The organism is Turicimonas sp. TL08, assembly GCF_054660695.1.
In genome coordinates this window covers 47,906-74,614 of the sequence record NZ_BAAGDP010000013.1, presented here as the reverse complement: position 1 = coordinate 74,614, position 26,709 = coordinate 47,906, and the positions used below count along the sequence as shown (strand labels likewise).

The 26,709-nt window shown below is 44.0% G+C and carries 21 protein-coding genes; 4 read left to right on the top strand and 17 right to left on the bottom strand.

The window, feature by feature from the left end; all coding sequences use genetic code 11:
- On the top strand, positions 1–226 hold a 226-nt coding region (locus ACYQ4O_RS08295), incomplete at its 5' end, for a hypothetical protein (RefSeq protein ID WP_460175296.1).
- A gap of 193 nt (positions 227–419) precedes the next feature.
- On the opposite strand, the gene ACYQ4O_RS08290 is transcribed toward ACYQ4O_RS08295, so the two are convergent.
- The 7 genes from ACYQ4O_RS08290 to tadA all read right to left on the bottom strand — a co-directional run bounded on the left by ACYQ4O_RS08290 (position 420) and on the right by tadA (position 8,130).
- On the bottom strand, positions 420–731 hold the full coding sequence (locus ACYQ4O_RS08290; RefSeq protein ID WP_308513093.1) for a type II toxin-antitoxin system RelB/DinJ family antitoxin: 312 nt from the start codon (positions 729–731) through the stop codon (positions 420–422).
- A 275-nt stretch (positions 732–1,006) separates the two neighbouring features.
- Positions 1,007–2,023 carry a ketol-acid reductoisomerase gene (ilvC, locus tag ACYQ4O_RS08285; RefSeq protein ID WP_066592902.1) on the bottom strand — a complete coding sequence of 339 codons (1,017 nt, stop codon included), beginning with the start codon at positions 2,021–2,023 and terminating at the stop codon, positions 1,007–1,009.
- A gap of 43 nt (positions 2,024–2,066) precedes the next feature.
- Complete coding sequence (gene ilvN / locus ACYQ4O_RS08280) at positions 2,067–2,561, bottom strand: acetolactate synthase small subunit (protein WP_066592903.1); 495 nt, start codon at positions 2,559–2,561, stop codon at positions 2,067–2,069.
- Positions 2,562–4,304, bottom strand: a complete 1,743-nt coding sequence (ilvB, locus tag ACYQ4O_RS08275) for a biosynthetic-type acetolactate synthase large subunit (protein WP_308513094.1) — start codon at positions 4,302–4,304, stop codon at positions 2,562–2,564. It lies immediately after the preceding gene.
- Between the two features lie 204 nt (positions 4,305–4,508).
- Complete coding sequence (locus tag ACYQ4O_RS08270) at positions 4,509–6,407, bottom strand: ATP-binding response regulator (protein WP_460175295.1); 1,899 nt, start codon at positions 6,405–6,407, stop codon at positions 4,509–4,511.
- A gap of 2 nt (positions 6,408–6,409) precedes the next feature.
- Complete coding sequence (locus tag ACYQ4O_RS08265; protein WP_460175294.1) at positions 6,410–7,303, bottom strand: LD-carboxypeptidase; 894 nt, start codon at positions 7,301–7,303, stop codon at positions 6,410–6,412.
- Complete coding sequence (tadA, locus tag ACYQ4O_RS08260) at positions 7,300–8,130, bottom strand: tRNA adenosine(34) deaminase TadA (RefSeq protein ID WP_460175293.1); 831 nt, start codon at positions 8,128–8,130, stop codon at positions 7,300–7,302. The genes ACYQ4O_RS08265 and tadA overlap by 4 nt, the downstream gene beginning before the upstream one ends.
- Positions 8,131–8,767: 637 nt before the next feature.
- On the opposite strand from tadA, the gene ACYQ4O_RS08255 reads away from it, so the two are divergent.
- Positions 8,768–9,841, top strand: a complete 1,074-nt coding sequence (locus ACYQ4O_RS08255; protein ID WP_460175292.1) for a porin — start codon at positions 8,768–8,770, stop codon at positions 9,839–9,841.
- A 340-nt stretch (positions 9,842–10,181) separates the two neighbouring features.
- Here the strand turns inward: ACYQ4O_RS08255 and ACYQ4O_RS08250 are convergent, their stop codons facing one another.
- The 5 genes from ACYQ4O_RS08250 to ACYQ4O_RS08230 all read right to left on the bottom strand — a co-directional run bounded on the left by ACYQ4O_RS08250 (position 10,182) and on the right by ACYQ4O_RS08230 (position 19,821).
- On the bottom strand, positions 10,182–13,922 hold the full coding sequence (locus ACYQ4O_RS08250; RefSeq protein WP_460175291.1) for an autotransporter domain-containing protein: 3,741 nt from the start codon (positions 13,920–13,922) through the stop codon (positions 10,182–10,184).
- A 90-nt stretch (positions 13,923–14,012) separates the two neighbouring features.
- The gene (locus tag ACYQ4O_RS08245) at positions 14,013–15,899 is read right to left on the bottom strand and encodes an ESPR domain-containing protein (RefSeq protein WP_460175290.1); all 1,887 of its coding nucleotides are present in this window, start codon (positions 15,897–15,899) and stop codon (positions 14,013–14,015) included.
- Positions 15,900–16,340: 441 nt separating this feature from the next.
- On the bottom strand, positions 16,341–17,906 hold the full coding sequence (gene guaA / locus ACYQ4O_RS08240) for a glutamine-hydrolyzing GMP synthase (RefSeq protein WP_460175289.1): 1,566 nt from the start codon (positions 17,904–17,906) through the stop codon (positions 16,341–16,343).
- Positions 17,907–17,980: 74 nt separating this feature from the next.
- Positions 17,981–19,447, bottom strand: coding sequence for an IMP dehydrogenase (guaB, locus tag ACYQ4O_RS08235; protein WP_066592932.1), 1,467 nt, complete (start codon positions 19,445–19,447; stop codon positions 17,981–17,983).
- Between the two features lie 74 nt (positions 19,448–19,521).
- Positions 19,522–19,821: an RnfH family protein gene (locus ACYQ4O_RS08230; protein ID WP_460175288.1), complete on the bottom strand. Its 300-nt coding sequence runs from the start codon at positions 19,819–19,821 to the stop codon at positions 19,522–19,524.
- Between the two features lie 347 nt (positions 19,822–20,168).
- On the opposite strand from ACYQ4O_RS08230, the gene smpB reads away from it, so the two are divergent.
- On the top strand, positions 20,169–20,621 hold the full coding sequence (gene smpB, locus ACYQ4O_RS08225) for an SsrA-binding protein SmpB (RefSeq protein WP_308513105.1): 453 nt from the start codon (positions 20,169–20,171) through the stop codon (positions 20,619–20,621).
- 49 nt (positions 20,622–20,670) lie between these two features.
- Here the strand turns inward: smpB and ACYQ4O_RS08220 are convergent, their stop codons facing one another.
- The 5 genes from ACYQ4O_RS08220 to ppsA all read right to left on the bottom strand — a co-directional run bounded on the left by ACYQ4O_RS08220 (position 20,671) and on the right by ppsA (position 25,731).
- Positions 20,671–21,837: an iron-containing alcohol dehydrogenase gene (locus ACYQ4O_RS08220; protein ID WP_460175287.1), complete on the bottom strand. Its 1,167-nt coding sequence runs from the start codon at positions 21,835–21,837 to the stop codon at positions 20,671–20,673.
- 17 nt (positions 21,838–21,854) lie between these two features.
- Positions 21,855–22,364 (bottom strand): hypothetical protein, encoded by a 510-nt coding sequence (locus ACYQ4O_RS08215; protein ID WP_308513107.1) that lies wholly within the window; start codon positions 22,362–22,364, stop codon positions 21,855–21,857.
- Complete coding sequence (locus ACYQ4O_RS08210) at positions 22,365–22,841, bottom strand: hypothetical protein (RefSeq protein ID WP_289640103.1); 477 nt, start codon at positions 22,839–22,841, stop codon at positions 22,365–22,367.
- Positions 22,842–22,843: 2 nt separating this feature from the next.
- Positions 22,844–23,269, bottom strand: a complete 426-nt coding sequence (locus ACYQ4O_RS08205; protein ID WP_066592946.1) for an NfeD family protein — start codon at positions 23,267–23,269, stop codon at positions 22,844–22,846.
- An 83-nt stretch (positions 23,270–23,352) separates the two neighbouring features.
- Entirely contained in the window at positions 23,353–25,731 is a 2,379-nt protein-coding gene (gene ppsA / locus ACYQ4O_RS08200) for a phosphoenolpyruvate synthase (RefSeq protein ID WP_460175286.1), read from the bottom strand.
- Between the two features lie 94 nt (positions 25,732–25,825).
- Here ppsA and ppsR point away from each other — a divergent pair, with 94 nt between their 5' ends.
- The gene (gene ppsR, locus ACYQ4O_RS08195) at positions 25,826–26,692 is read left to right on the top strand and encodes a posphoenolpyruvate synthetase regulatory kinase/phosphorylase PpsR (RefSeq protein ID WP_066592953.1); all 867 of its coding nucleotides are present in this window, start codon (positions 25,826–25,828) and stop codon (positions 26,690–26,692) included.
- Positions 26,693–26,709: the final 17 nt, after the last annotated feature.

Sequence of the window (26,709 nt, the reverse complement as noted above, 5' to 3'; positions counted from 1 at the left end):
ATTGAAAAACTTCACAAAGGCATTGCCTCCCTCAGTTATATGCCTGAACGCTGTCGTCGTTTTGAACAAGAGCCGTGGTTTTCTCTGGGACTCCGAGTTCGGTATTGTTCGTCGTATGGCATTTATTACACGGTCGATAAAAGTCGTTGCATTGTGCGAATTCATCATGTACTCAGCAACAAAGTTGACGTTGCTCGCTGGCTTAAACCTGATTAAATTCATCTGAATTCGATACCGTTAAAAACATCTGCGGAGAGAAATCGCTTGCACACGTACGGGAACTCCTCCAGCGATTGAATCTTCTCGAGAATTCTGTTTCGATACTCCTCTCCAGTAAAAGAAGCTCCACAGCCTATAGCCAAGTAGACAATAAGTTTTCTAAGATCATCAAACGCGTCTTTAAAAAAATACCTGACAACTCATTCTTTAAGGATGGTAGCAGTATCTTTTTTAACTTCTTCCAGAGAAAAACTCTCTCCAAGCTGCAGGGATTCATATCCTTTCCAAACTTCACTTACCACTTGTTCTTTTGTCATTAACGCTGGAATTAACGGCTCGTTTTTCGATTTCAGATCAAAAGGCAATCTTTGTTCAGCAATTGATCGGATTAAAAATAGTCTGATTGCATCAGAAAGGCTCAAACCTAATTCTCCGAATAAGGCAGCGGCATTTTGCTTTAGGACTTCTGAGACTCGGACTTTAAGATAAGTATTTGACTTATCACCCAACATTTATAGTTCTCCTGTTTGTGCTCACAGTAGATAGCCATATTCTTTTGCGTATAGAGAAATTATTCCTATTTGGTTCTTTTTGATTTTCTCAAATTGGAATCGAAACCGAAAGACTAAGACGTGAAAGACTTTTTGTTATTTCTCCAGAAATTTAAAATTATGAAAGAAAAACTATGCTCTTCGACCACCTCCATGCAGTGAATATAGCGAAGTTGCAATTAAGAGAAAAGCCCGGAATAACAGCGGGCTTTTCTTTGACTTGAAAAAACTAAAGATTAGTTCTTAGAGCGGTCGATGTGCTTGTGAGCAGAGATGAAAGGCATCATCTTGCGCAGACGGCTGCCGACCTGTTCGAGCTGGTGAGCAGCTGTCTGATTGCGGATAGCACCAAGCTTCGGAGCACCAACCTTGTTTTCCAACAAGAATTCTTTAGCATATGTACCGTCTTGGATCTCCTTAAGAGCCTTTCTCATAGCGTTGCGGGCAACGTCAGTAATGACCTTAGGTCCTGTTACATATCCGCCGAATTCAGCGTTGTTAGAAATAGAGTAGTTCATATCAGCCAAGCCGCCTTCGTAGATCAAGTCAACGATAAGCTTGAGCTCATGGCAGCATTCAAAGTAAGCCATTTCAGGAGCGTAACCGGCTTCAACCAATGTTTCGAAACCAGTCTTGATAAGTTCGGCCAAACCGCCGCAAAGAACGCACTGTTCACCGAACAAGTCAGTTTCAGTTTCTTCTTTGAAAGTTGTCTGAATAATGCCTGCTTTACCTGCGCCATTAGCTGCAGCATAAGACATAGCAACGTCACGTGCTTTGCCGGACTTGTCAGCATAAACAGCGATCAATTGAGGAACGCCTGAACCTTCTGTGTAAGTTCTACGGACTGTATGGCCCGGAGCCTTTGGAGCTACCATCCAAACATCCAAGTCAGCACGCGGTTTAACTTGGCCGTAGTGAACGTTGAAGCCGTGAGCGAAGGCCAAAGCAGCCCCTTCTTTGAGGTTCGGTTCAATCTGCTTCTTATAAACTTCAGCGATGTGTTCGTCCGGAAGAAGGATCATGACAACGTCTGCACCTTTTGTTGCGTCTTCAATAGAAGCAACTTTCAAGCCTGCAGCTTCAGCTTTTTTCCAAGAAGCTCCGCCTTCTCTTACGCCGACAACAACATCCACGCCGGAATCATGAAGGTTCAAAGCGTGGGCATGGCCTTGGGAACCATAACCGATGATCGCAACCTTTTTGCCTTTGATCAAAGAGAGGTCAGCGTCTTTATCGTAATAAACTTGCATTTAATAATTCCTTTTTAATAAAAGTAGTTATAAGAAACAAAAATTAAACTCTTAACACGCGGTCGCCCCGGCTGATGCCGCACGCACCGGTTCTCACCATTTCTAGTACGCTTGCCGGATCAATGGCTTTGAGAAATGCGTCAAGCTTGCCTGTGTCTCCGGTTAGCTCAATGGTGTATGTTTTATCTGTAACGTCAATGATGCGTCCGCGGAAAATATCGCTTAAACGCTTCATTTCTTCTCTTTCTTTTCCGACGGCGTGAACCTTGACGAGCATTAATTCTCTTTCGGAATGTTCGCCTTCGGTCAGATCTACCACCTTAATGACTTCAATCAGACGATTCAGATGCTTAGTAATCTGTTCGATCAGTTCATCATTACCGAGGCTGATAATCGTCATTCTTGAAATGGACGGATCTTCTGTAGGAGCAACCGTCAAAGACTCGATGTTATAGCCGCGAGCAGAAAACAAGCCCACAACACGAGAGAGCGCTCCTGGTTCATTCTCTAAAAGAACGGAAATCACATGTCTATTCATTTAAATTTTCTCCGAGCCAAGAAGCATCTCTGTAAGACCTTTACCGGCCTTAACCATCGGCCAAACATTTTCAGTAGGATCGACGCGAATGTCGAGAAGCACTAATTCATCCTTGTATTTTCCGAAAGCATCTTTCAAAGCCCCTTCCAATTCACTCGGATGCTCAACAACGATTCCGACATGACCGTAAGCCTCGGCCAATACTTTGAAATCCGGAGTCGGTGTCATATGAGAGTGAGAATAGCGTCCGGAATACTCGAGTTCCTGCCACTGACGAACCATTCCTAAGTAATTATTATTGAGAATAATAATCTTCGGATTGATGCCTAACTGCTTAGCAGTTGCCAGCTCTTGAATATTCATTTGAATAGAGCCGTCTCCGGTAATGCAGACAACTTGCTTATCGGGATTTGCTACACAGGCTCCGATAGCATAAGGCAGACCGACTCCCATAGTGCCAAGACCACCGGAACTCAGCCAATGTCTTGGTTTAGTGAAGTTCAGGAATTGAGCGCACCACATCTGATGCTGGCCGACGTCGCTAGCCACGATTAAATCCGGGCCTGCAACTTCTTGTAATTTCTCCAGCACTTCTTGGGGCTTAATAACCTTGTCGCTCTTCTCATAGTGCAGACAGTCAATTTTGCGCCATTCATCGATCTTGTTCTGCCATGCAGCCATCTTTTCAGCATCCGGACGTTCCGGAATTTCATCAAGAAGGTTCAGCATGTCTGCCAAAACGACTTTGACATCGCCGACGATTGGAATATCAACTTTCACACGCTTAGAGATTGTTGACGGATCCACGTCGATATGAATAATCTTTCTGCCGGGCTGAGCAAAATTACTCGGCAAACCGACAACTCTATCGTCAAATCGTGCGCCGATAGCAACCAAGCAATCGCAGTTCTGCATTGCCATATTGGCTTCATATGTTCCGTGCATTCCAACCATGCCGAGGAATTTTTTGTCACCGGACTTAATAGAGCCCAAGCCCATCAAAGTGGAATTGACCGGAACACCAAGTTCACTGGCAAAGCGCTGGAGCAGTTCGCTGGCATTTGCAGAGATTACGCCCCCCCCAACAAGAATAAGCGGTCTTTCTGCATTGATTAATTGTTGAAGAGCTTTCTTAATTTGCCCTAAGTGGCCTTTTGAAATCGGTCTGTAAGAGCGAATATCAATGTCTTTTGGATAAGAGTATTCGCATTTTGCGGCTGTAATGTCCTTCGGAAGATCAATCACAACAGGACCGGGACGGCCGCTCTTGGCGATATAGAAAGCCTTTTTAATTGTTTCGGCGAGATTTCGAACATCCTTAACCAAGAAATTGTGCTTAACACAAGGTCTGGTAATGCCGATGGTATCCACTTCTTGGAAAGCGTCTTGGCCAATTGCACCGGTGTTGACCTGGCCTGTAAAGACGACAAGCGGAATGCTGTCAGCATAAGCCGTAGCAATTCCTGTGACGGCATTCGTTGCTCCCGGACCACTCGTTACTAGAGCAACGCCGACTTTGTTGCTGGAACGTGAATAGGCATCTGCTGCATGGACGGCACCTTGTTCGTGCCTGACAAGGATGTGCTTGAATTTATCTTGTTTGAAAATAGCGTCAAAGACGTTTAAGACGCTCCCACCCGGATAGCCGAAGACGTGCTTTACACCCTCTTCAGCTAAAGCTCGGACCAGTATTTCTGATCCGTTTAATACTTCTGCGTTTTTTTCCGCACCGTTCTGATTCATTAAAAATCCTTTCAAAGTCCTTGGGAAATTGATCGGACGGCTCACTATCTTTTTTTGAAAGACGACGAGCTATTCGATTAGTGCTTCGATCCATCTGATTTTGGTAAAAATTCAGACTGTCGAATTGGGTCTTTTTGGTTAAAAGAGTGCATTTAGAATAGCTCAAATCTAACCTTTGTCAGAAAAAACAGAATAGTATTTGTACTAAGTGTGCTTCGTATTCAAAAGCCTTGAAATAGCTTTATTAATTTCGTTCGGTGAAACAGGTTTTTGAAGAATTGTCGGCAAATCAGTTAGGTCAGTACCGTATTCGCTGAAATTTAAACCTTCCGTCTCTTCTTCATAATGTCTCATGACCTCCTCTCTAGGAGTCGCACTCATGACAATGGCAGGAATCCTCTTACCGACAGCGCTTCTTATACGCAGTGTCGCCTGAAGCCCTGTCAAATGTCCGGGCCCTAAGTTAAAGTCAGTCAATATCAGATCCAATGGATTAGAAACTACGATTTCCGCTGCAAGCTGAGCATCATAGTGTTCCGCGACTTTAACTTTTGCTCCCCAAGCTTCTAATAAAGCTTGAACGCTGCGGCGGATTAAAGGATCATCTTCGATAATTAATATTCTCTTGCCTTTCAGCGAGAAGAAAGATTTAGAGTGCTCCGGCTTATTAAGTAATTTGACCTGATGCAAATCTCTCGAAAGAGGCACAACTACACGGAATACGGTACCTGAACCTTTCTTGGACCGAAAAGAAATGGAGAAATCAAGCAAATCACAAATCTTTTTGACAATAGAAAGTCCTAAGCCATAACCCTCTTTTGCCTGATATCCGGACTTTCCTCGGTAATATTCTTTAAAGAGATCTTGCTTTTCAGACTTATCGATGCCGTTGCCGGTATCAGCAACGATAATAACCAAAGTATCTTTCAACCCGCGTCTTGCTCTCAAAACCACTTTTCCCGATGAGGTGTATCTGAAAGCGTTCGAAAGCAAATTTCGAATAACTCGTTCAAGAAGCTGGGCATCGGTACAGATAGTCGCAGAAATAGGATCAAGAACAAATTGGATTCCCTTGGTTTCAGCGACGGATGCGAACTCGATCTTCATTTCCTCAAACACTTCATCCAAAGAAAAGGTTGTAGGATTGATTTTGATGCTTCTGGAATCCAATTTTGAGAGGATCAAAATTTGATCCACCAAAGTTGCTACCTGATTACATGCTTGGGATAGATTATCGACCAGGGGCTTACTATCAGGCGGGACTTGAGCTTCCAGCACAGAAATAAAAATGCCCATGGCCTGCAAAGGCTGTCTTAAGTCATGATTGGCCGCAGCGAAAAACTTAGTTTTAGACACAATGGCCATTTCTGCGGCTTCTTTTGCCAGTTCAGCGGCCTGGCGCTGCTGGACTAACTCTTCTACCAAATACTCTTTCTCAAAATTTCTGAATAGAGACAGAGAGTAAATCTCATTGAGGCGCGTTGAGAAGTACCAGAGGATAAGAAGGATAATTCCAACCCAAAAGGCAGCTACTCCAAAAGAGATGTTATAAATCATCGCCAGCTTGACCATCGTCGGCAGCAGTACTGTCGGGAGGAACGCCCAGAATGCAGGAAGCCAACATGCATAAAGAGACATGCTTCCGAAAGAAACACCAATAATTAAGGCGATAACAAGCATTTGAACTTCAGTATTGCCCGGAATCATGAAATAGAAACCGGCAAAACCGAATGACAATCCTGAAACAAAAACCATTTGAAGAGAACGGTTTTTCCAGAACTTGAACTGCTTCTCAACGTCGGAGCACTCAAAAAAATCATCTGTCGATTTAATCCCCGCAAGGCTATGCATCAGTACAAATCCAACCCATAGTGCCATTACTCCCCCGCCTATCGAATCCCAAGTCAGACATGCGAAGAGCACACAAAAAATAAACCGGGTAAGAATTGAAGCGGAGGAATGATGCTTCATTTGCGCTAATTGGCTTAATTGAAGCTTCTTTTTAAGGTCGGGCGCAGTCAGACCCAAGTCTCGGGGATCATAACTTCTAGGACCTGGTTCGAAAATAGTTCGAAATTTCTTGTAGAGATCTTTTAAATTCATGACTAGAAGTTCGGGGCATCCGAAATCGTTAATGTGCAATGCCTAGAGTTTACGCTAAGACAGCACGGAGCCCCAATCACCAGTGTGCAAAGATCATCAACATGCCCGAAAGGGAGCCCTTCGATTACAGGAACATTGATTGTCTTTCGCAAGATTTCTTTTGCATCCTCAATGGAGTAGCCAAAGTCGTGAGCGGAATTTCTTATATGAGAGAAGTGACCCAAAACGATTGCTTGCTGCTTTTGTAGAACGCCCGCTTGAGTTAACTGAAGTAAATTTCTTTCGATTTTGTAGGCAGGTTCAGCCAAATCCTCCAGAAAAAGAACTCCTCCCTCAATATCAGGAAAATACGGTGTCCCTAGAGCCGAGACAAGGACGGATAAATTTCCTCCCCAAAGAGTGCCTGAAACCTTTAAATCTGCAGCATCTGTTTCAAACTCAATGGCATATTGTTTTGAAGATAAAGCCGTCCGAAAAGATTCAATACTAAAGGCAGAAATGGAAGATTTTCCTAACACGCTTGCTGTCGGACAATGCAAACTTTTGCCTTGATACTTAGCAAGATATGCCAAAGAAAATAATGTGATATCCGAGAAGCCTCCAACCCACACTCCTCTCTTATGAATCTCTTCAAAATCAATTGTGGGAAGGATGCGGTTTAAACCGTAACCTCCCCGAGCGGCTAGGACAAAATCACACTTGCCGCATAGCCGATTGAAATCTTCGGCACGCGCCTCGTCACTGACACCTCCGAATCGTTGAAAGGAAGTCAAGACGGACTCTCCGAGCTTCACTTCCCAACCGTCTTCTTCTAAAAGCATTGCTGCTTTCTTTACGTCTTCAAGATTTAATACATTACCGCTAGGGGCTGCAATTCCTGCAATTTTTTTCTTCAATTGCTGCTCTCCTTTTTTCTCTTCTTTTCGAAGAAATCGCGCAGCAATTTAAGGCAGTCTTGACTGCAAATACCGGAGGTAGTCTTTGTATGATGGTTAAGTGTAGGGTAACTAAAGAGTTTGCATACATTATCAACGACACCCGCCTTTTCATCGGAGGCTCCGTAGACCAAACGGCTAAAGCGAGAATTCATAATAGCGCCGGCACACATTGGACACGGTTCAAGCGTGACATATAGCGTGCAATTTTCCAGACGGTAATTCTTTTTGACTTTTGCGGCTTGTCTAATGGCCATGATTTCCGCATGGGCGGTAGGATCGGCGTCTCCGATCACTTTATTAAATCCTCGGCCGATAATTACACCTTTCTCGTCAACCACAACTGCGCCTACAGGGACTTCACCGCTCTCTTCTGCGGCCCGTGCACAATCCATTGCTTCCTTCATGTACTTAATATCATCATCTTTGTTGATTTTTTTCTCTTCATTTTCTTTTTCTTTTTGAAGAGCAAAAAGTCTTCTTTTTTCCCGCTCGTCCTTCCTGCGTTTCTCAACTCTTTCGAAAAGATGATTCAAGTTGATATGAGCAAAAAGCGGCGGCCGAACCAAATTAGCGGCCTGCACCAACTCATCCGGAGTCAGGCTCAACCAGCTTCCGGCTGTCTGCAAAAAGATCTGAGCCTCAGATATAGTAGGACTTAAAGGATTTTTTGAGGTCGCCTGAAAGGTCATCAAGACGCACGACAAGTTTTCTGGAACTTTGCTAAGAGCTTCAATTGTGGATCCGACACGAATCGAAAGATTCACAAACTTATCAACTATATCCATCCACCCTCCTCCTCATGGAAATGAAACCATGCTGATTTTTGAATTTGTGATTACTCTCCTCTTACTTTACGGCAGATGAGTTGCTTAATCAAGAGTTCATTTTTCAACTCCTTTAACCACCGAGTTTTCAAACGATTTTCGACAAGACGGATTATCTATAGATCTCGTGAGAAATAGCATCAAGGAAAAAGAAGACAAAATGATGGAGATAGCATTTTTGGAATTCTTAATATAAATTTGTCCAAGCGTACTCATTATTTAAAGTCGCCAGCAACTATGAAAAGACAGATCCTTGTACTTTTTAGAGGACCTATGTGACTCTGTTTGAAGCGGATGAATTCTTGACAATTCCAATTACAAAACTTCTCTGCCGGAACTTTTTCATTTTATTAGGAAAAATCCTGATTAATTAAAAGCAATTATGAGATTAATATTTGCATATTAACTAAACCGGCTAGACGGTATAGTTTATGAGAAAGAAAATGCTAGTTACTTACTGCGCTCTTGATGTGTTGTCAGCAAATCTCCACAAGGAAAACGCGCATAGCTAACTTGGCTAACGCTTTACCAAAGCGTCTAAATGTCCTTCTCAAGTACTCTTATAAACCTCTGCAACTCAAACTAAGGAGATTTTGCAATGATCAAAAAAATTCTTCCTGCCGCCCTTCTGGCCGCATTGTCGTTCAATGCAATGGCAGCCTCTAATGTCACACTCTACGGAGTAATTGACGAAGCAGTCACCGTCACCAAACACAAAGGTGAAAGTGCCGTTGTGAAATTAGATAACGGTATTTACGCCGGAAGCAGATTCGGCTTGAGAGGCGTCGAGGATCTGGGCAACGGCAATTCCGTCGGCTTTATTCTCGAACAAGGATTCAACGCTGATGACGGAAGCGAAGCCTATGGTGGAAAAGCATTCAGCCGCGAAGCTCTTTTGCAGGTTAAAGGCAACTGGGGCGAATTCGCCTTTGGCCGAGCCGGCGGTTTGTCTTCTGACTGCGGCACCTACACTATTCTGCACGGTGGTGCTCTTTGGACGTCTTACTACACAGACGGCAATATGGCAAGTGCTTTTATCAACACAGACCGCATGGATAATCTTGTAATCTACAAGAGTCCTTCCTTTAGCGGCGCAACAATCACTGCTATGTACTCCAACGGTACCGGTTTAAACACCACAGGTGAAGACGACAAGAAATGGTCTAAGAATTCTCACTATTACGGTATCGGCTTAGATTATGCCCATAACGACACTGTATTTAGTGCAATGTGGGAAATGCTCGACAACAAAGACATTGCTGCAAAATCAACTCAGCTCTTCACCTTGGGCGGTCAGCAAGGCTTTGGCAATTGGACGGTTTGGGCTGCCTACCAGTATGCACATAACAGCCAGATGCTTCCCGGATGGAATTATGCAAATCAAGGAACTAAAGGCGTATCTCAGCATGCAGTCACTGCAGCTATTGGCTATAAGATCGCCGGTGGGGAATGGAAACTTGAAGGCAACTATGCCCACGGAAAATCTAATTCCACAAACGAAAAATACAACATTTGGTCCGCCGGAACTGCATATGAATATCCTTTGAGCAACCGTACCTTAGTTTATCTCTACGGCGGTTATGGCAAAGCCAACAAACTTCTCAATACCGGCTCTTATCGCTCAACATTTAACTCATGGACTCTGTGCAGCGGTATTAGCCACAGTTTCTAAAAAACCAACGGCTGAAATGATTCATCTTTAATAAGCTGAAAATCATCTTTCAATTAGGTTTTTCGAGGCGCACTTCTAACGAAGGCGCCTCTTTTGCTGCACTAGAAATCTACAGATCGCGGCTCTTACGAAGACTAAGTGAACTGAGAGGTGTACGCAGCGACAGTAATATGAAAATCTGCCCAGAAAAGTTTTCACTAGCCAATTGAAATCGAGTCATAGAAAATTTTCTGGGCACGAGTGCAAGATAGCTAGTAATCGTCGTGATTGCAATCATACAAATCATCAGGAATCTCGTTGCTCAATCTGAATATTCAACGAAACTTCCCCTCTTTACCTGCTAAAAGCGCCAGCGAACTTCAAGCCGTAAGGTATGGTCAGCCTTACCTTTAGAACCTCCTGTAAAACCGTACAGCAATCCGAATGTGGTACCACCTTTATCAACTTGAACACCCAAATTCACATTCGTCCCGAAGTTTCCTGCAAATTCACCGCTTATGCGGTCAGAAATGCCGTTTACATCTGTCAATGTTGTACGCTGATTAGTGCTTCCAACCTGCGGTATGAAAGTGAGGTCAGCTTGCGGACGAATATTCCAGCCGTTACCGGTCGCGATATCGCCGCGAAGTGCAACACCAATCGGGAACTGAACGGCGTTATTTGCTTTGGTCTTGTTTGACCAGATCTTCTTTCCATCAACCTTGGTGTCGTACTTCTCGCTCTTAGCGTACACATAGCGAATTCCTGCATGAGGAACAACACTTGAACTTCTAGCTTTCAAGGTTGTTTCCACACGAATGCCAGCTGCAAGCAAATCGGTCTTGACATCAGCATCGGCATTTCCGAAACCCGCGGCATAAATGTGCTGGGTAATATCAGAGGAACTTCTAAGATACGTCAACGTTCCGACAACGTTTAAGCGAGAACTAGGGCTGTAAGCACCGTAGGCGTGAATTCCGTAAGAATTGTATTTATTTTTCGTTTTGGATACGTCTCCGGTTGAATCTAGCGAACCTCGGTTGTAGCTGAAAGCCGCGCCTAAAATCGAAGCCTGTGTCACTTTACGGTCAAAGCCCATCGTAAAACCGAACGCGTCAGTCTTATAGCCGGCCTCACCGACTCCCGTTGCCGCAAATCTTTTATATTTTTGCTTTCCGCCAGTCAAATCAATCCACAGATTGTTTCCATGCGGCCAATCACGCATCAACCCTTCTTCTGTGAAAGATTCACCTTTCATTGAAACTCGATTCTCTACGGAATCCAAAGCAGTTGTAAGGTCATTGAAGCCCACAGAAATAGTGCCACCCGCAAAACTTATGTTTGCCGCAGAATTAACTATTGCTGTCTTCTCAGCTGCAGACAAGTCCTTGCGCCTTAAAACGCTGTACGTGAAAGCATCTTTCTGAGCATGACGAAGTTCATCATTGGCAATGTTTGGAATCGCAATATCCGGATACATAGAAAGAACATCATTAAGAATGGCTGATACCCACACTTTAGAGGCATCGTTATGTAGTTCCAGTTCCCAATTAATGCCGGTTCCGTCCTGAGCTAAAGCGTAAAGTTTGTCTCCTGTCCACCCACCCGTCCAGCCATTGCCGGAAATGTTGTCTTCAGTATCAAAGCCGCTCACAACGGTATAGTCACCGGCTTCATCGATATTGCCAAGAATAAGAGTTGCCGTTGGGGCTACCGTCAGTGATGCGTCTTGGCCATTAGTTGAGAAAGCGCCCGTACCGTCTTTGAGAAGTGCGCAGTCTACTATCGTTGTTGTTCCATCCCCGAAAATGAGACTTGTTGCACCAGATGCATCTTGCGCAGCAGGATGTGCATTTTCTCCAACGGTGAGGCCTGAACCTTCCGCAAGAATCATCTTTTGTGTCATGGAGAGATGGGCAGAGCCTTTGGGAGCATTAAGCGTTTCCGCGTAAGCCAAAGCACCAACACCAAAACCGAGTTCAGAGCCGTTGAGGACGGTAATCATGGATTTGATAAAAGCACTCGAAGCCAGCTCAGCGCTCGCTGAAGTTGCACCCGAAGCATCACCGACAGTAATTGTTCCGCCATCTAGTACCGCATTTGCTGTTTTGAACTCTCCGCCTGTTAAGGACACGGCTCCTGAACTTAAAGCAAAGTTTTCTGCTGCAAATGTGCCGCTCGAATGAAGATCAGCTTCTCTTACGGTCACGTACTTCCATCGTGAATTGCCGGAAGACTTGTATATCGAGCCTTCGTTAAGCGTAATATTTTCACCGAACTCGGTCCCTTTATTCTCATAAATCCCGTTTTGAATAAGAGACAAGGAATTGAATGTCGCGTTGGCAAGGTTTGAGAGTTGCCCTTTAACATCAGTGGAGCCCGAAGCATTAAGCCTGCCTTTGTTGACATGAGTGCCTTCGACTTTGAAGTTTCCTGTAATCATGTCGGTGGCTCTGACTTCCGTAGTTGAGGAGGCGCCTTCATCAATATTGAAGATCAGCAAAGACGTCGAGCCTTTGTTCGTGCGCTCCGCTCCGAACGCCAGTGAAAGGGATTCACCCGTTTCCGTTCCGCTGTTCATCATTGTTGCGTCTTTTGCGGCCTTAGCATACCTATAGGATAAGGTCCCCGCATTATCCACGTCTCCTTCCACATTTAAACCTTCGGCCACGGTAAACGTTCCTTCATTGATGAGACTGTCCGTAACAGTCAGATTCTTGAAGATGGTTTTCCCTTCGTTTAGCAGATAGTTATTCACGGAGGAGTTTTCAACAGCGGAGGCATCCAATAGCGAAGATGCACCGGAATTTGAGAAAGCACAGTTCAATTCAAAGGCTGCTGCCTTTCCTTCGTAATCCTTTACAAGGAACTGTCCTTGATTATCTATCGTACCGGCGCCTTCCAGATTGTTTACACGCAGGGCGGCATTGGCTGCAATTTTTACGCTCCCGTTATTCGCGAGATTCCAAATCGCAAATTGGCCGTTTTTGACGTTAAGATTGCCTTCTTTCGTCACAGCGGAGGAGTTGATCCAGCCTACAGAAGGCTCAGCCGCACCGTTGGTACCGAGGGTAAAGGTGCCATTCTCTACGGAGATCTCCCCTCCATTATCGGCACTCGTAAGCAGCTTATTCAGGTTCGAGGAAAAGTCAGAATCGGAAAGAGTTCCAGCAATATTACCTACCAGTGCAAGCTCTCTGCCATCGGCAATCGTTACCCCAGTTGCCAATGCAATATTCTTAAAACCCATACTTGCCTCTAAGACCTTCCCCGGATGCAAGTCTGGGCGGGTCTGACCAACATTCAACCAGTCAAGGTTATCGTTTCCGTTTTTTTCGTTGTAAAGTGTCACCCCGTTCAGCACGACGTTTGTTTGTAAATTAGAAGCCAGCTTCTCTGCTTCTTCGATATTAAAGATAGTTGTCGAAGCAGCCCCTAAGAAGTTTACGGTAAGCTTAGTAGCGGAACCAAATGCGCTCGTCAGAGACTCGGTAACTTCCGACACAAGAGAAGTTGAGAATGTTTTATCGTCTAAAACTAGATTGCCACTCTTCAAAGTAAGACCGGCTTTTACACTGTCCTTAACCGCGCCCACGGAAGAAGTCACTAAATTTCCCGGGAGCTCAACTGATTGAACTGGTTCCTTATCATCCAAAGGAAGGACTTCTTTCTTCGTCTGATAGAAGATCTGATCAGCAGATGTCTGGATAACACCCCCGTCAAGTGTTAGAGTCTTTTTGTTTTCAGTTAAGTTAATACTCTCAACATCTAAAAGACCTCCGGCTTTGATGTTCACAACAGAGTCGGAAGTAAGAGTGCCGATCACAACCTGAGTAAGACCGTCTTTGTATTTAATTTTGTCGTCAGGGTGTGCTTTGTTATCTATGGATGGAGTAACGTTATTCCCAGAAATATTGACGGTATTGTTTCCAAGAATTCCTTCTTTATTGGATTTAGTTACATCCAAAACTCCTCCCTGAATGTTGAGTATGGAGTTGCTAAACCATCCGTTTTCGGCTTTGAATGTTCCTTCTGTCTGGGTGTAGATCGCTCCTTCAGCCGTCAAATAAGTAACAATGACTTCACCCTTCTCAACTTTCAAAGTTGCCCCTTGTTTCAGGGTGAGATTATTAAACTTCGTATCCGATTGGGCTGTAAATTTGCCTGTGTTTTCGACAACTGATGAAGTACCTTAGGAGAACAATCCACCCTTGTTGATCAACTCTCCTTTTATGGTTATTCCATTGGAAGCTTCAATGGTACCGTTTTCTTCATTAGTAAATTGGCCGTCTTGTTCGACCAAAAAAGTGTCATTGACTTTAAGATTTCCAGAACTCGATCCGTTAGCGACCTTTAAAGTTATCCCCGAAACGAATCCCTGATTCTTAAGATATTCGGAAATAAAAACTCCCCCTTCGAGGAAACCGCTAGACTTTATTTCGGCATTGGTCACGGAAAGCGTCCCTCCATTGGACAGCTTCCCTGTATTGAGTTTCAGGTTGTTTAATTCAATCGTTCCAGCGTTGGACAAGCCTACATGAGTGCCTGAACTCATGTCCAATTGAACTGTCCCAGTATCTGCGAAATGGCCTTTATTTGTATTTTCAAACAGACCTTCTCCGTTAATATAGATACTGTTCAGATGGGCGGTTCCGCTGTTCTTAAAAGTGGCTCCTGTTCCCAGATAAAGAAGCTCAGACTCAGAACTAAAGGTCCCTTCGTTGGTAAAAGTACCGGCCGTGAATGTGGTTGAAGCTTGACTGCCCTTTGGCCCTTTGATTGTAAAAAATCCCCCCGAAGAATTTTCTATATTAAAGCCAAGAGAGCTGTTTCCTTTATCAGAGAGGAGGGTAAATTTACCAGTGTTTATAAATTTAGCGGCTTCGTTCGTAGATACGGCGGTCAAAAACGAAACTTCCATCCCTCCCCTATTAACAAGAGTTCCGTTGGCTGTGAGATAGAAATCATCCTTGACAGATACTGTACCTCCTTGAGCATTCTCAAAATCACCGGCAGTTCCTCCTCGTAAAGAGATAGTCAGAGTTCCAAGATTCTTCAGTCCGCCGCGGTAGTGTCCATCCCTACTGTCACCTTCTAGATAAAAATTGTCTACAGTTAATGTTGAATTGATATTGTTTAAATTTCCAGACGAATTAAGCGTGAGAGAGCCAATCCGTGCATTTCCAGAATTCGTCATCACTCCGGTAAAGTTTGCAGACTTAGCCGTCAGAACATTACGATTGTCAATTCGATTACCGCTGTTTACGCTTGTGATGCTATCGACATTAAAATTACCGTAATTAACGAGAGAGCCACAATCGTAGGATTCGTAAGTAAGAACATTTAACGTTGTTTCACGATCAGTTTCCGAGCCAATCTCAATACCGTTATAGTTTGCATCTTGACCGGTAGTTCCGTTTTTGAGCGTGTCAACCCAGAACTCGCCGTTTCTAACGACAACGATGCCCCCAGCTCCGCCCTGATTCGGAGAGGACGGATTGATACCAACATTGAGTTCCTTCAGGTGCCCTTTGGTTTTAGTGAGAGAATTGGAAGAGCCTAATGTCAGTTTAGATTGGTTACCATTCAAGTCGTAAGATCCAACCCATACCACACCGTCTGCTAGTTCAATCTGATCCGGATTTGAATCATCAACGGAACGGCCTACCAAAATAAATTGTTTTCCATTGTTGATGAATAAACCGTTGGTCACGCCCGTAACATTCATGAATCCAAGGTCAGAATCAAGAACATTGGTCTGAGTATCAGCCGTAGGAACAATTTGTTGTGCTTTCTCATTAACCCCTATAACTAAAGCAGTAGCATTAGAAACAGAATTGCTAGTGTTAACTAAAGTGTCAGTAGGTGAAATAGCTCCAATGGGCAACCTCCTTGCTTCATCTACGTTCACGTCAGCTGCGACGGTTATCACCGGACTCAAAAGTACACAAAATGAGGCCAAGAAAACAGATATTGAAAAAGCTTTCGACTTTTCTGAGGAATGAAATTTTGCTGTCTCGGAGACGACTACAAACGTTTTACGAGTCTTGCTCCAAATGGTTTTATAAATTTTATTCATTCTCTCATTCCTTGTTCTTAGGTTGTTCTTTTACTTCTGAAATTCCTCGGCCTAGAAGGTTGGCGCACAACTTATTAGCAACATTGATTCATTTTTTTAGCTTCCATTCTCACAATGTGAGAACTCCTAACCTTTTAATTCTTTTTAATTCGTTTTTCGATCCTTGAAGTGAAAATGGAAGTCTTTTATCCAGGCATCTTTGCATTGAAAAAACGCACAATAGAAATTAACAAATTCTTACTTTCAAGAAAAGAGGAAAAACACTCCTTACTCCTCCTTCGGTAACTTCATAAGAATGATGAATTAGCAGCCGACGTGCGCCCAAGTTATGAATTATTCTTTCTACACAAACTGAGAGAATCTCAACCTATTCGAGCATAAAAAAAGAGACGCTTTTTAGGCGTCCCTCAATATTAAAAATATCTATGGATAACTATAAAGTTATTCCCACTCGATCGTTGCTGGCGGCTTGCCGGACACATCGTAGCAAACCCTATTGATACCCTTAACTTCATTAATGATACGGTTGGAAACCTTACCAAGAAGCTCATACGGCAAGTGAGCCCACTTGGCAGTCATAAAGTCAGATGTCTGAACTGCTCTTAAAGAAACAACCCAGTCATAAGTTCTGCCGTCGCCCATTACGCCTACGCTCTTAACAGGAAGGAATACAACGAAAGCCTGACTGACTTTATCGTACCAATCAGCATTTCTAAGTTCTTCGATAAAGATTGCATCCGCTTGACGAAGAAGATCAGCATATTCTTTCTTAACTTCCCCAAGAATTCTGACGCCCAAACCTGGACCCGGGAAAGGATGTCTGTAAACCATTTCAGCCGGCAAACCTAATTCACATCCAAGCTCTCTGACTTCATCCTTGAAGAGTTCACGAAGCGGTTCCAAGAGTTTAAGGTGAAGAGTTTCAGGCAATCCGCCAACGTTATGGTGAGACTTAATTGTCTTAGCCTTCTTTGTATTAGCGGCGGCACTTTCAATAACGTCAGGATAAATCGTGCCCTGAGCAAGCCACTTAGCATTTGGAAGCTTGGCGGCTTCTTCTTGGAAAACTTCAACAAACAAACGGCCGATAATCTTTCTCTTTGCTTCAGGATCTGTAACGCCTTTGAGTTCGTGCATAAAGCGTTCGCTTGCATCAACGACAACAAGCTTCATTCCCATATTCTTGCGGAAAGTTTCTTCAACTTGCTTGCGTTCATGCAAACGCAAAAGGCCGTTGTCAACGAAAACACATGTCAGCTGGTCACCGATAGCTTTATGAATCAAAGCAGCGGCTACAGAAGAATCAACACCGCCGGAAAGTCCGAGAATAACTTCATCTTTGCCGACTTGTTCTTTGATCTTCTGAACGGATTCCTCAGCAAAGTTGCCCATAATCCAGTCAGGTTTGGCTTTACAGATGTCCAACACAAAAGTATTGAGAATTTCTTTACCTTTCACCGTATGAGTAACTTCCGGGTGGAACTGAACGGCATAGAAACCTCTCTTTTCGTCAGCCATACCGGCGATCGGGCAGCTCGGTGTAGAACACATGAGTTTGAAGCCTTCAGGCATCTTGGTGACTTTGTCACCATGGCTCATCCAAACTTTTAAGAAGCTCTGACCTTCTTCATTTGTAAAATCAGAGATTTTCTCTAACAATTTTGTATGGCCGTGTTCACGGACTTCAGCGTAACCAAATTCTCTCTGGGCTCCGCTTTCAACCTTACCTCCGAGCTGTTCTGCCATGGTCTGCATACCGTAACAGATGCCAAGAACAGGAACTCCGAGTTCAAAAACGGCTGCTGGTGCAACATCAGTAGATTCTTCATAGGCACTCATATGAGATCCGGAAAGAATGATGCCTTTCGGATTGAAATCTCTGATGAAGTCATTAGTCACCTCACAGGAATGTACTTCGCAGTAAACATGAGCTTCACGCACTCTGCGGGCGATCAACTGAGTGACCTGGCTTCCAAAATCCAGAATTAAAATTCGATCGTGTTTCATTAGCTTTACTCTTCAAATAACAAAAGGGACCGTTTTGGTAATCCGCCACGGTCCTTCGTCTACCTCATGTGAGTTTAATGCTCTAAACGATAGTTTGGAGCTTCTTTTGTAATCTTCACATCGTGGACATGAGATTCTCTCATACCTGCTGAAGTAATTTCAACGAACTGAGCTCTTGTTCTCATTTCATCGATTGTTGCGCATCCGCAGTAGCCCATGGAAGATCTCAGACCCCCAGCCATTTGGTAGATGATGGCTAAGACGCTGCCTTTATAAGGAACCATACCTTCGATACCTTCTGGTACAAATTTGTCAACGTTTCCGTTGTTATTGTCCTGGAAGTAACGGTCGGCTGAACCTCTCTTCATAGCACCGAGGGAACCCATGCCGCGGTAGCTCTTGTAAGAACGGCCCTGGTAAAGAATGATTTCGCCCGGAGCTTCGTCAGTACCTGCAAACATACCGCCCATCATTACGCAGTTAGCACCGGCAGCAATGGCTTTAGCAAGGTCGCCTGAGAAACGGATACCGCCGTCGGCAATTAATGGAACGCCGGAATTTGCAAGAGCTTCGGCAACGTTGGAAATAGCTGTGATTTGAGGAACACCAACACCGGCAACAACGCGAGTTGTACAAATAGAGCCTGGGCCGATACCGACTTTAACAGCATCTGCACCGTATTCAACGAGAGCTAACGCAGCAGCGGCTGTTGCAACGTTGCCGCCGATAACCTGAATCTGCGGATAGTGCTTCTTCACCCAAGCAACTCTGTCCAAAACTCCCTGAGAGTGTCCGTGAGCTGTATCAACACAGATAACGTCCACACCGGCTTCAACTAGAAGCTCGACTCTTTCTTCTGTACCAGCGCCAACGCCAACAGCAGCGCCGACTAAAAGTTTGCCGTGAGAATCTTTGGCTGCGTATGGATGTTCTGTAGCTTTGGTAATGTCTTTAACCGTCATCAAACCTTTAAGGTTAAAGTCGTCGTCAACAACTAAAACTCTTTCCAGTCTGTGTTTGTGCATGAGGTTTTTGGCTTCTTCGAGAGTGCCGCCTTCTTTGATGGTGACAAGTCTCTCGGCAGGAGTCATGATTTCACTGATCTTGGCGTCCAGTCTTTCTTCAAATCTTAAGTCACGGTTGGTAACCATACCTAAAACTTTACCTTCTAAGACGACTGGAAGGCCGGAAATGTGATGTTCTCTTGTCAGTCTGAGAACGTCTGCAACAATCATGTCAGGGCCGATTGTAATTGGATCAGCAACCATGCCTGCTTCATGTCTCTTGACCTTGGCAACTTCAGCAGCTTGTGCCTTAGCGGTCATGTTTTTGTGAATAATACCGATACCGCCTTCTTGAGCAAGTGCGATAGCCAACTTGGATTCAGTAACTGTATCCATAGCAGCAGAGCAAAGCGGAAGATTTAATCGGATATTACGTGTGAACTGAGTAGAAAGGACGGTTTCTCTTGGAAGAACGTTTGAGTAAGCCGGAACGAGAAGCACGTCATCAAAAGTGAGTGCCTTTTGAAGGAGTCGCATACTATACCTCTAAACACAAAAAGCGATTATACCTAGACAGAGAACTCAAAATCGAAATTCACTTTTCTAACAAGTTATGGTTTACGATTACCGGCATGCCTTCTTTTACTGACATGGGACTGTCTTTTGATTTCGGCCCTCTTCATTCTTGCAATCTTTGGATCCACAAGAAGCGGGCCGCAGACTTCTACCCTATCGCCGTCCTTTAACTCGTAACCGTCACTGCGGTTTTCGTCCCAGACGCTGACATTCCATCCTTCCTTTAATGGAGAGATGTACTGATCCTTGAATTCGGAAAGATGAAGTCTGTCCGGACAAACAAGTTCTTTTTTTATTAATCCGTTGTCTGATTGATTAACTAAGAAAATGCGCACGAATACCTCGGAAAGAAAAGTAATTGGAAGAAATATCTTGTGCAAAACTTTTGATATTTCCAATAGTCGCTTTGGATTTTAGCTCATTCTCCGAAAAGCCTCCGCCCAAAAGAATGGGCAAATGTAGTTGCCTTTCGAAAGTGTGTTCCGATCTGATTACTATGAACTAGAGGTGAGCATACGATTCTGCCGGCGATTTAAACATTTTCAAGTTGATTTATTACACCGCCACTGCCCACCTTTGCTAATTAGCCTAGGATAACTTCTCGATTTTGTTAAAATTCGACTGTAATTTTTCGACATGAGGCACAATTTTGCGCCGTCATGGATTCATAAGAGGTTTAAAAGTGGCACTTATTCAAAATAAAAAAGCTCGCTTTGATTACACCATTGAAGATAAGTATGAAGCAGGACTTGTGCTTCAAGGTTGGGAAGTCAAATCCATTAGAGAGGGTCGAGCACAAATCACAGAAGCACATATCTTTGTTCGCGAAGGTGAACTTTTTCTTTTAAATGCTCAGGTAGTTCCTCTTGGTACCGCCAGCACACATGAAAAGCCCCAGCCGACACGCACAAGAAAACTGCTGATGCACAAAAAAGAAATCATGCGCATTATCGGCTTGATTGAAAGAGCCGGTTATACCTTGGTTCCTTTAGACATGCACTTCAAAGGCGGTAAAGTTAAATTAACTATCGGGCTGGCCAAGGGCAAGAGAAAGTTCGAGAAGAGAGCTGAGGAAAGCAAACGCGACTGGAAGCGGGAACAACAAAGATTAATGAAAAAGAAGATGAGAAATTAAGAGCCTGCGAGCTTTGAACTACGCAGGCCTTCCTTCAAGATTTCAGAAATTAACGCATTAACTCAAAAATCTTGACAATGTCTTCGGAGTGAAGTTTCTTGAAGTTACCTAAGGTTCCGGGAATCTTGACTGCTTTCTCAGCTAATTCTTTAGGATCCAGATTTTCAGCATGGAGCTCTGCTAATGTAACCGGAGCTCCCATTTCTTTAAAGAAATTCTTTAACGCTGCAATGCCGGCTAATACTGTCTTTTCTTCAGTATCTTCTTTCACTCCCATCACGTTCTGAGCGAACTGGACAAAGCGGGCCGGATTCTCCTTCCAAACATAAGTCATCCAAGCCGGAGTCACTACAGCCAGTCCTTCACCGTGTGTAATTGTTTCGTCCCAAGCACTGATCTCATGCTCCATGCCGTGGCATGCCCAGTCTTCCTTCTGTCCCAAGCCGTAGAAACCATTATGTGCAAAGGAGCCGGCCAAACCGATCTGACTCCAGGCCTCATAATTTTGAGAATCTTTTCTCAAAATTAGGCCGTTCTTCATGATGCTTCTTAAGGCAGCTTCTGCTTGTCCGGAAATAAAATCCGTATTAGGAGTTTGAGTGAAGTATCTTTCCATGATGTGGCTCATCATGTCTATAACACCGGCTCTAACCTGTTTTGGAGGCAGTGTAAAGAAAAGCTCAGGATTAATAATGCTGGCGAAAGGTCTGACAATGTCGCTGCCGGTTCCGAGCTTTCTACCTTGATGAGAGATAACAATGCGCTTGCTCTGTTCGCTGCCGGCTGCAGGAAGTGTCAAGACACAAGCCACTGGAAGTGCTTTTTTAGGCACAACTCCTTTTTCAAAGAAATCCCAGCCTTCGCCTTCGTACGGAACGCAAATTGCGATAGCTTTAGCAGTATCAATAACACTGCCACCTCCGACAGCCACGATTGCTTGAATGCTCTTTTCACGGGCCAAAACTACGCCTTCTTTTACTTTTTCATAAGTTGGATTAGGACGCACGCCGCCGAGCTCAACAAAGTTGATTCCACTCGCTTTTAAACTGGAAGTGACTTTGTCAAGAAGGCCGCTCTTCTTTGCGCTTTGACCGCCGTAAACAACTAAAACCTGTGAATCAGTTCCAACTTTTTCAACTAAAAGAGAACCGATTCTTGTTTCTTGACCACGGCCGAAAAACAATTTTGTTGGGTTATAGAACTCAAAATTTTCCATTTTCTTCTCTTTAAAAGTTATAAAGGAGCGCCGGTGTAAAGCATTGCCCATGCCTCAATAAACTGAGAGGCATAAGGCGGGAGCTCCTCGGGATAGGTAGAAAAATTTCCTTCGGCTAAAAAGCCGGAAATGGCGCCTTGAGCTTGATCTTTAAATAATTTGGAAATGCTGTAGATAACTTCTTCATCATCTCCGATGAGCAAGTCCTTGGCTTGAGGAAGGTGTGCTAAGTTTTCTCTTAAAAAGGCCGCCAGACCATTCGGATTCCAATTTTCAGGACCGACTTCAAAGTGAGGGTTCTTTCCGGTAAATGTATCTCCGAGCCACTGTGCTAAAAAAGCATCTTTTTCCAGCATTTTCTCAGTATCTAGTTCTCCCTGGGCATTGGAAATATGCCGTCTCATCATGTTAATAACGGCTTGGCTGAAAATCGATCTGACAACCTCCAGGTTTACTAAAGAAGGACTTTGAGGAGCCTTTGAACTGTGGTCGGGTCTGCATGATCCGCATGTGCCGCATCCTGCCATTTATTGTCTCTCCAAAATAGAACTCCAGCGTTCTAAAAGATCATTCAGAGCTTTAGCTCCATTGGTTTCAATATTGTCCGGATCTTTGGACAATTCATTGATTAATTGATGTACTTCATTAGTGAAAATATAACTGGCAATTTGGAACAAAGCTGTCCTGTCTTCCAGGTCTTTCTCACTAAATCCGGTCTTTTTAAGTTCCTCCGCCAATCCGGAACGGATATTTCTTTCAAACTTTTCAGGAGTATTGACGACAGGCTTTTCAAACGCGGGGTTCAGCCCCAATAATGTTGAGGCCATTAATGCCGCTGCCTTCTTATCAGTTTCTACAACCTCACTGCGCGCAACGTTTTTTCTCTGCGCTTCACTCAATCTATTGGCAATAGCATGAGCCTGTGATTGAAAAAGGGCTTTTAATGTCTTTGAGTCATCCAAGCTAGGCAAGCTCGCCTGCTCGGGAGAAAGTTTTTCTTCCATAGCTACGCTCTAATTAGAACAAGACGGTTAGGTAATATCTTCCAAATCTTGTATTGACCGGGAGTTAGAGATTCTCCTGAGGTATATGCAATTTCCGCTTCCCAAACTTTGCCGTCAAATTGAACTTTAGCAAAGCGGTTATCCATCCATTCGTGAACCACAACTTTCTTTCCAATCTGCCGCTTTAATCGTTCTGAAGCCGGGACCTCATTTCTATCTAAGGAGTTAACCGTCAGCAGAATTGCAAAGAAAAGACCTGAGGACAAAATCAGAATGGCCAATTGAACGAAGACGGAGGTAAAAAACAGACTTGAGAAACCCGCAATGAAACAGGAAGCAGAAATAATTAAAAACAGGATGTTAACGAAATAGAGATCCAACATTCCAATAATCGCTGCTGCAACAAACCAAAAAAATGTCAGACTCATAAATCTCTTCTCATATGCTAAACGGCTGTCGAGCATTCGCTGACAGCCGTTTAAGTATATCTAAATTAGCTTAACTAGAAATATTATTTCTTAGCGGCGGCTAACTTTCTCCAAGTATTGACCACTGTGTCAGGGTTCAAGGAGATGGATTCAATGCCTTCTTCCATGAGCCACTGAGCCAGATCCGGATGGTCGGAAGGACCTTGACCGCAAATACCAACGTAAGCACCTTTTTCACGGCAAGCTTTGATTGCCATCGAAAGAAGCTTCTTAACAGCAGGATCGCGCTCATCAAAGAAGTGAGCAATCAAGCCAGAGTCGCGGTCCAAGCCAAGTGTAAGCTGAGTCAAGTCGTTGGAGCCGATGGAGAATCCATCGAAGTATTCCAAGAACTGATCAGCCAAAACAGCGTTGCTTGGGATTTCACACATCATGTTCAGACGCAAACCGTTCTTACCGCGCTTAAGTCCGTGTTCTTCCAATCTGTCGTTGACTTCTTTAGCTTCTCTGAGAGTTCTGACAAACGGAATCATGATTTCAACATTAGTCAGACCCATTTCATCGCGAACCTTCTTCAATGCTTCGCATTCCATTGCGAAACATTCTTTAAAGTCGTCAGAAACATAACGGCTTGCACCGCGGAAGCCAAGCATTGGGTTCTCTTCTTCCGGTTCATACTGCTTGCCGCCGACTAACTTACGGTACTCGTTGCTCTTGAAGTCAGACATTCTGACGATAACTTTCTTCGGCCAGAATGCGGCACCGATAGTAGCAACACCCTCAGCAAGTTTTTCTTTGAAGAATTCACGCGGACTTGCATAGCCTGCGCTGGCTTCTTCCACTGCTTTCTTCAAGTCTTCAGGAAGATTCGGATAATCTAAGCAGGCCTTCGGGTGAATTCCGATGTTGTTGTTGATGATGAACTCTAAGCGAGCCAAACCAACACCCTTGTTAGGAATGCTCTGGAATTCGAAAGCAAGCTGAGGATTGCCCACGTTCATCATGATCTTGACCGGACATTCCGGAAGTTCACCTTGCTTAACTTCTTTAATTTCGTACGGAACTAAACCGTTGTAAATGTAACCTGTATCGCCTTCTGCGCAAGAAACGGTAACTTCTTGGTCGTCTTTCAGAATTTCTGTGGCGTTGCCGCATCCGACTACGGCTGCGATACCCAATTCACGAGCAATAATAGCTGCGTGGCAAGTACGGCCGCCGCGGTTTGTAACGATAGCAGAAGCCTTCTTCATGACCGGTTCCCAGTTAGGGTCTGTCATGTCAGTAACAAGGATATCTCCCTCTTGAACCAAATGCATCTGTTCAGGACCGTCAACAATCTTGACCTTACCGGAGCCAATCTTCTGACCGATAGCACGGCCGGTTACTAAAACTTCGCCCTTTCCAAGGAGAACGAATTTTTCCTGAACGTCTTGGGATTTCTGACGAGACTTAACTGTTTCCGGGCGAGCCTGGAGAATATAGAGTTTGCCGTCGATACCGTCTTTGCCCCATTCAATATCCATCGGGCGACCATAATGCTTTTCAATGATTCTTGCGTACTTGGCAAGTTCAATGATTTCGTTGTCATTCAAAGTAAACTTCTTGCGTTCGGCTTCGGGAACGTCAACGACTTTAACGGATCTTCCGGAGGCTTTATCTGTATCGAAGACCATTTCGATCTTCTTGCTTCCAAGTACCTTACGGATGATTGGGAAATTGCCTTGCTCAAGCATTGGCTTATGAACAAAGTATTCGTCCGGATTAACGGCACCCTGAACAACTGTTTCGCCTAAACCGTAGCTAGCGGTAATAAAGACAACCTGATCAAAGCCGCTTTCTGTATCCATTGTGAACATAACACCGGCGCAGCCTTTGTCAGAGCGAACCATTCTTTGAACGCCTGCGGACAATGCAACTACGGAGTGATCAAAACCTTTGTGAACACGGTATGAAATAGCTCTGTCGTTATAAAGAGAAGCAAAAACTTCTTTCATACGGGCAAAAACTTGGTCGATTCCGACGACGTTGAGGAATGTCTCCTGCTGACCGGCAAAAGAAGCATCCGGCAAGTCCTCAGCTGTAGCGGAGGAACGAACGGCAACGGAAATCTGTTCTTGATCGCCTTTGAGCCATTCATAATGTTCACGAATTTCTTTCTCTAACTGTGCAGGGAAAGGAGCCTCTTCAATCCATTGGCGGATTTCAGCGCCGGCTTTTGCCAATTCCTTGACATCATCAACATCTAAAGTCTTTAATCTTTCTTCGATTCGCTTATCTAATCCGCCTTCTTTAAGAAATACTCTGAAAGCCTCAGCTGTGGTAGCAAAACCATCAGGAACACGAATACCTGCCTCTGTAAGCTGACTTAAAAGTTCGCCTAAAGACGCATTCTTTCCGCCGACGATTTCAACGTCGGACATACGTAATTTGCTAAAGGGGATGACAAAACGTCCTTGTTGCATTTTTACCTCTAAAAGGTTTAGGAAAATTTGGTAAATTTTAACTTTATTTCCTTATCTTTGTGGAAATTCCTTGTAAACACAAATTGGGCTGAAAATGACAACCGAAGAAACACCTTCTCAAAATAGTGAGCACATTAGAACCGTCTTTTTTGTTTCAGACGCTACGGCTATTACGGCAGAAACTTTAGCTAATTCCGTCTTAGCTCAGTTTCACGGTTTGAAATATTCCCGTTACCGCATGCCCTTTATCAATACAGTGGATAAGGCTAAAGAAGCTGCATTAAAAATCAATGAGGTAGGTAAAGAGACCGGAATTCGTCCTCTGGTATTCTCTACATTGGTGGCCAGAGAATTGGCCTCCACATTCAATGAATACTGCAATGCATTTGTCATTGAATTATTTAGATCTTTCGTTGGACCTTTAGAAAGAGAACTGGGCATTCCAAGTGACCATTCCGTTGGAAAGAGTCATGAAATTGGAGACCAAGAAAGATACAACCGCAGAATTGATGCAATCAATTACACTTTAGCTCATGACGACGGCCAGACAAACAATGGCTTAGATCAAGCCGATGTCATCTTAGTCGGGGTTTCTCGCAGCGGTAAGACTCCAACTTCTCTTTACCTTGCCATGCAATACGGAATCAAAGCTGCAAACTATCCTTTAATTCCTGAAGATTTTGAGCGTGGCGTCCTGCCTCCCGCTTTAGAGGCTCACAAGAACAAGGTATTCGGGTTATCAATTTCACCACAAAGATTGTCTCAAATAAGAAACGAAAGAAGACCTGACTCTAAATATGCCTCTCTGGAAAATTGCCAATATGAAACCAGAGAAGCGGAACAAATGATGTGGAGAGAAGGAATTCCTTTCCTTTCTTCTACGTCTAAGTCTATTGAAGAAATCTCTGCCACGATTCTATTAAAACTTAAGATCAAAGCAGACCCGCATATGGGAATGTAAATTTAGAATTTTCGACG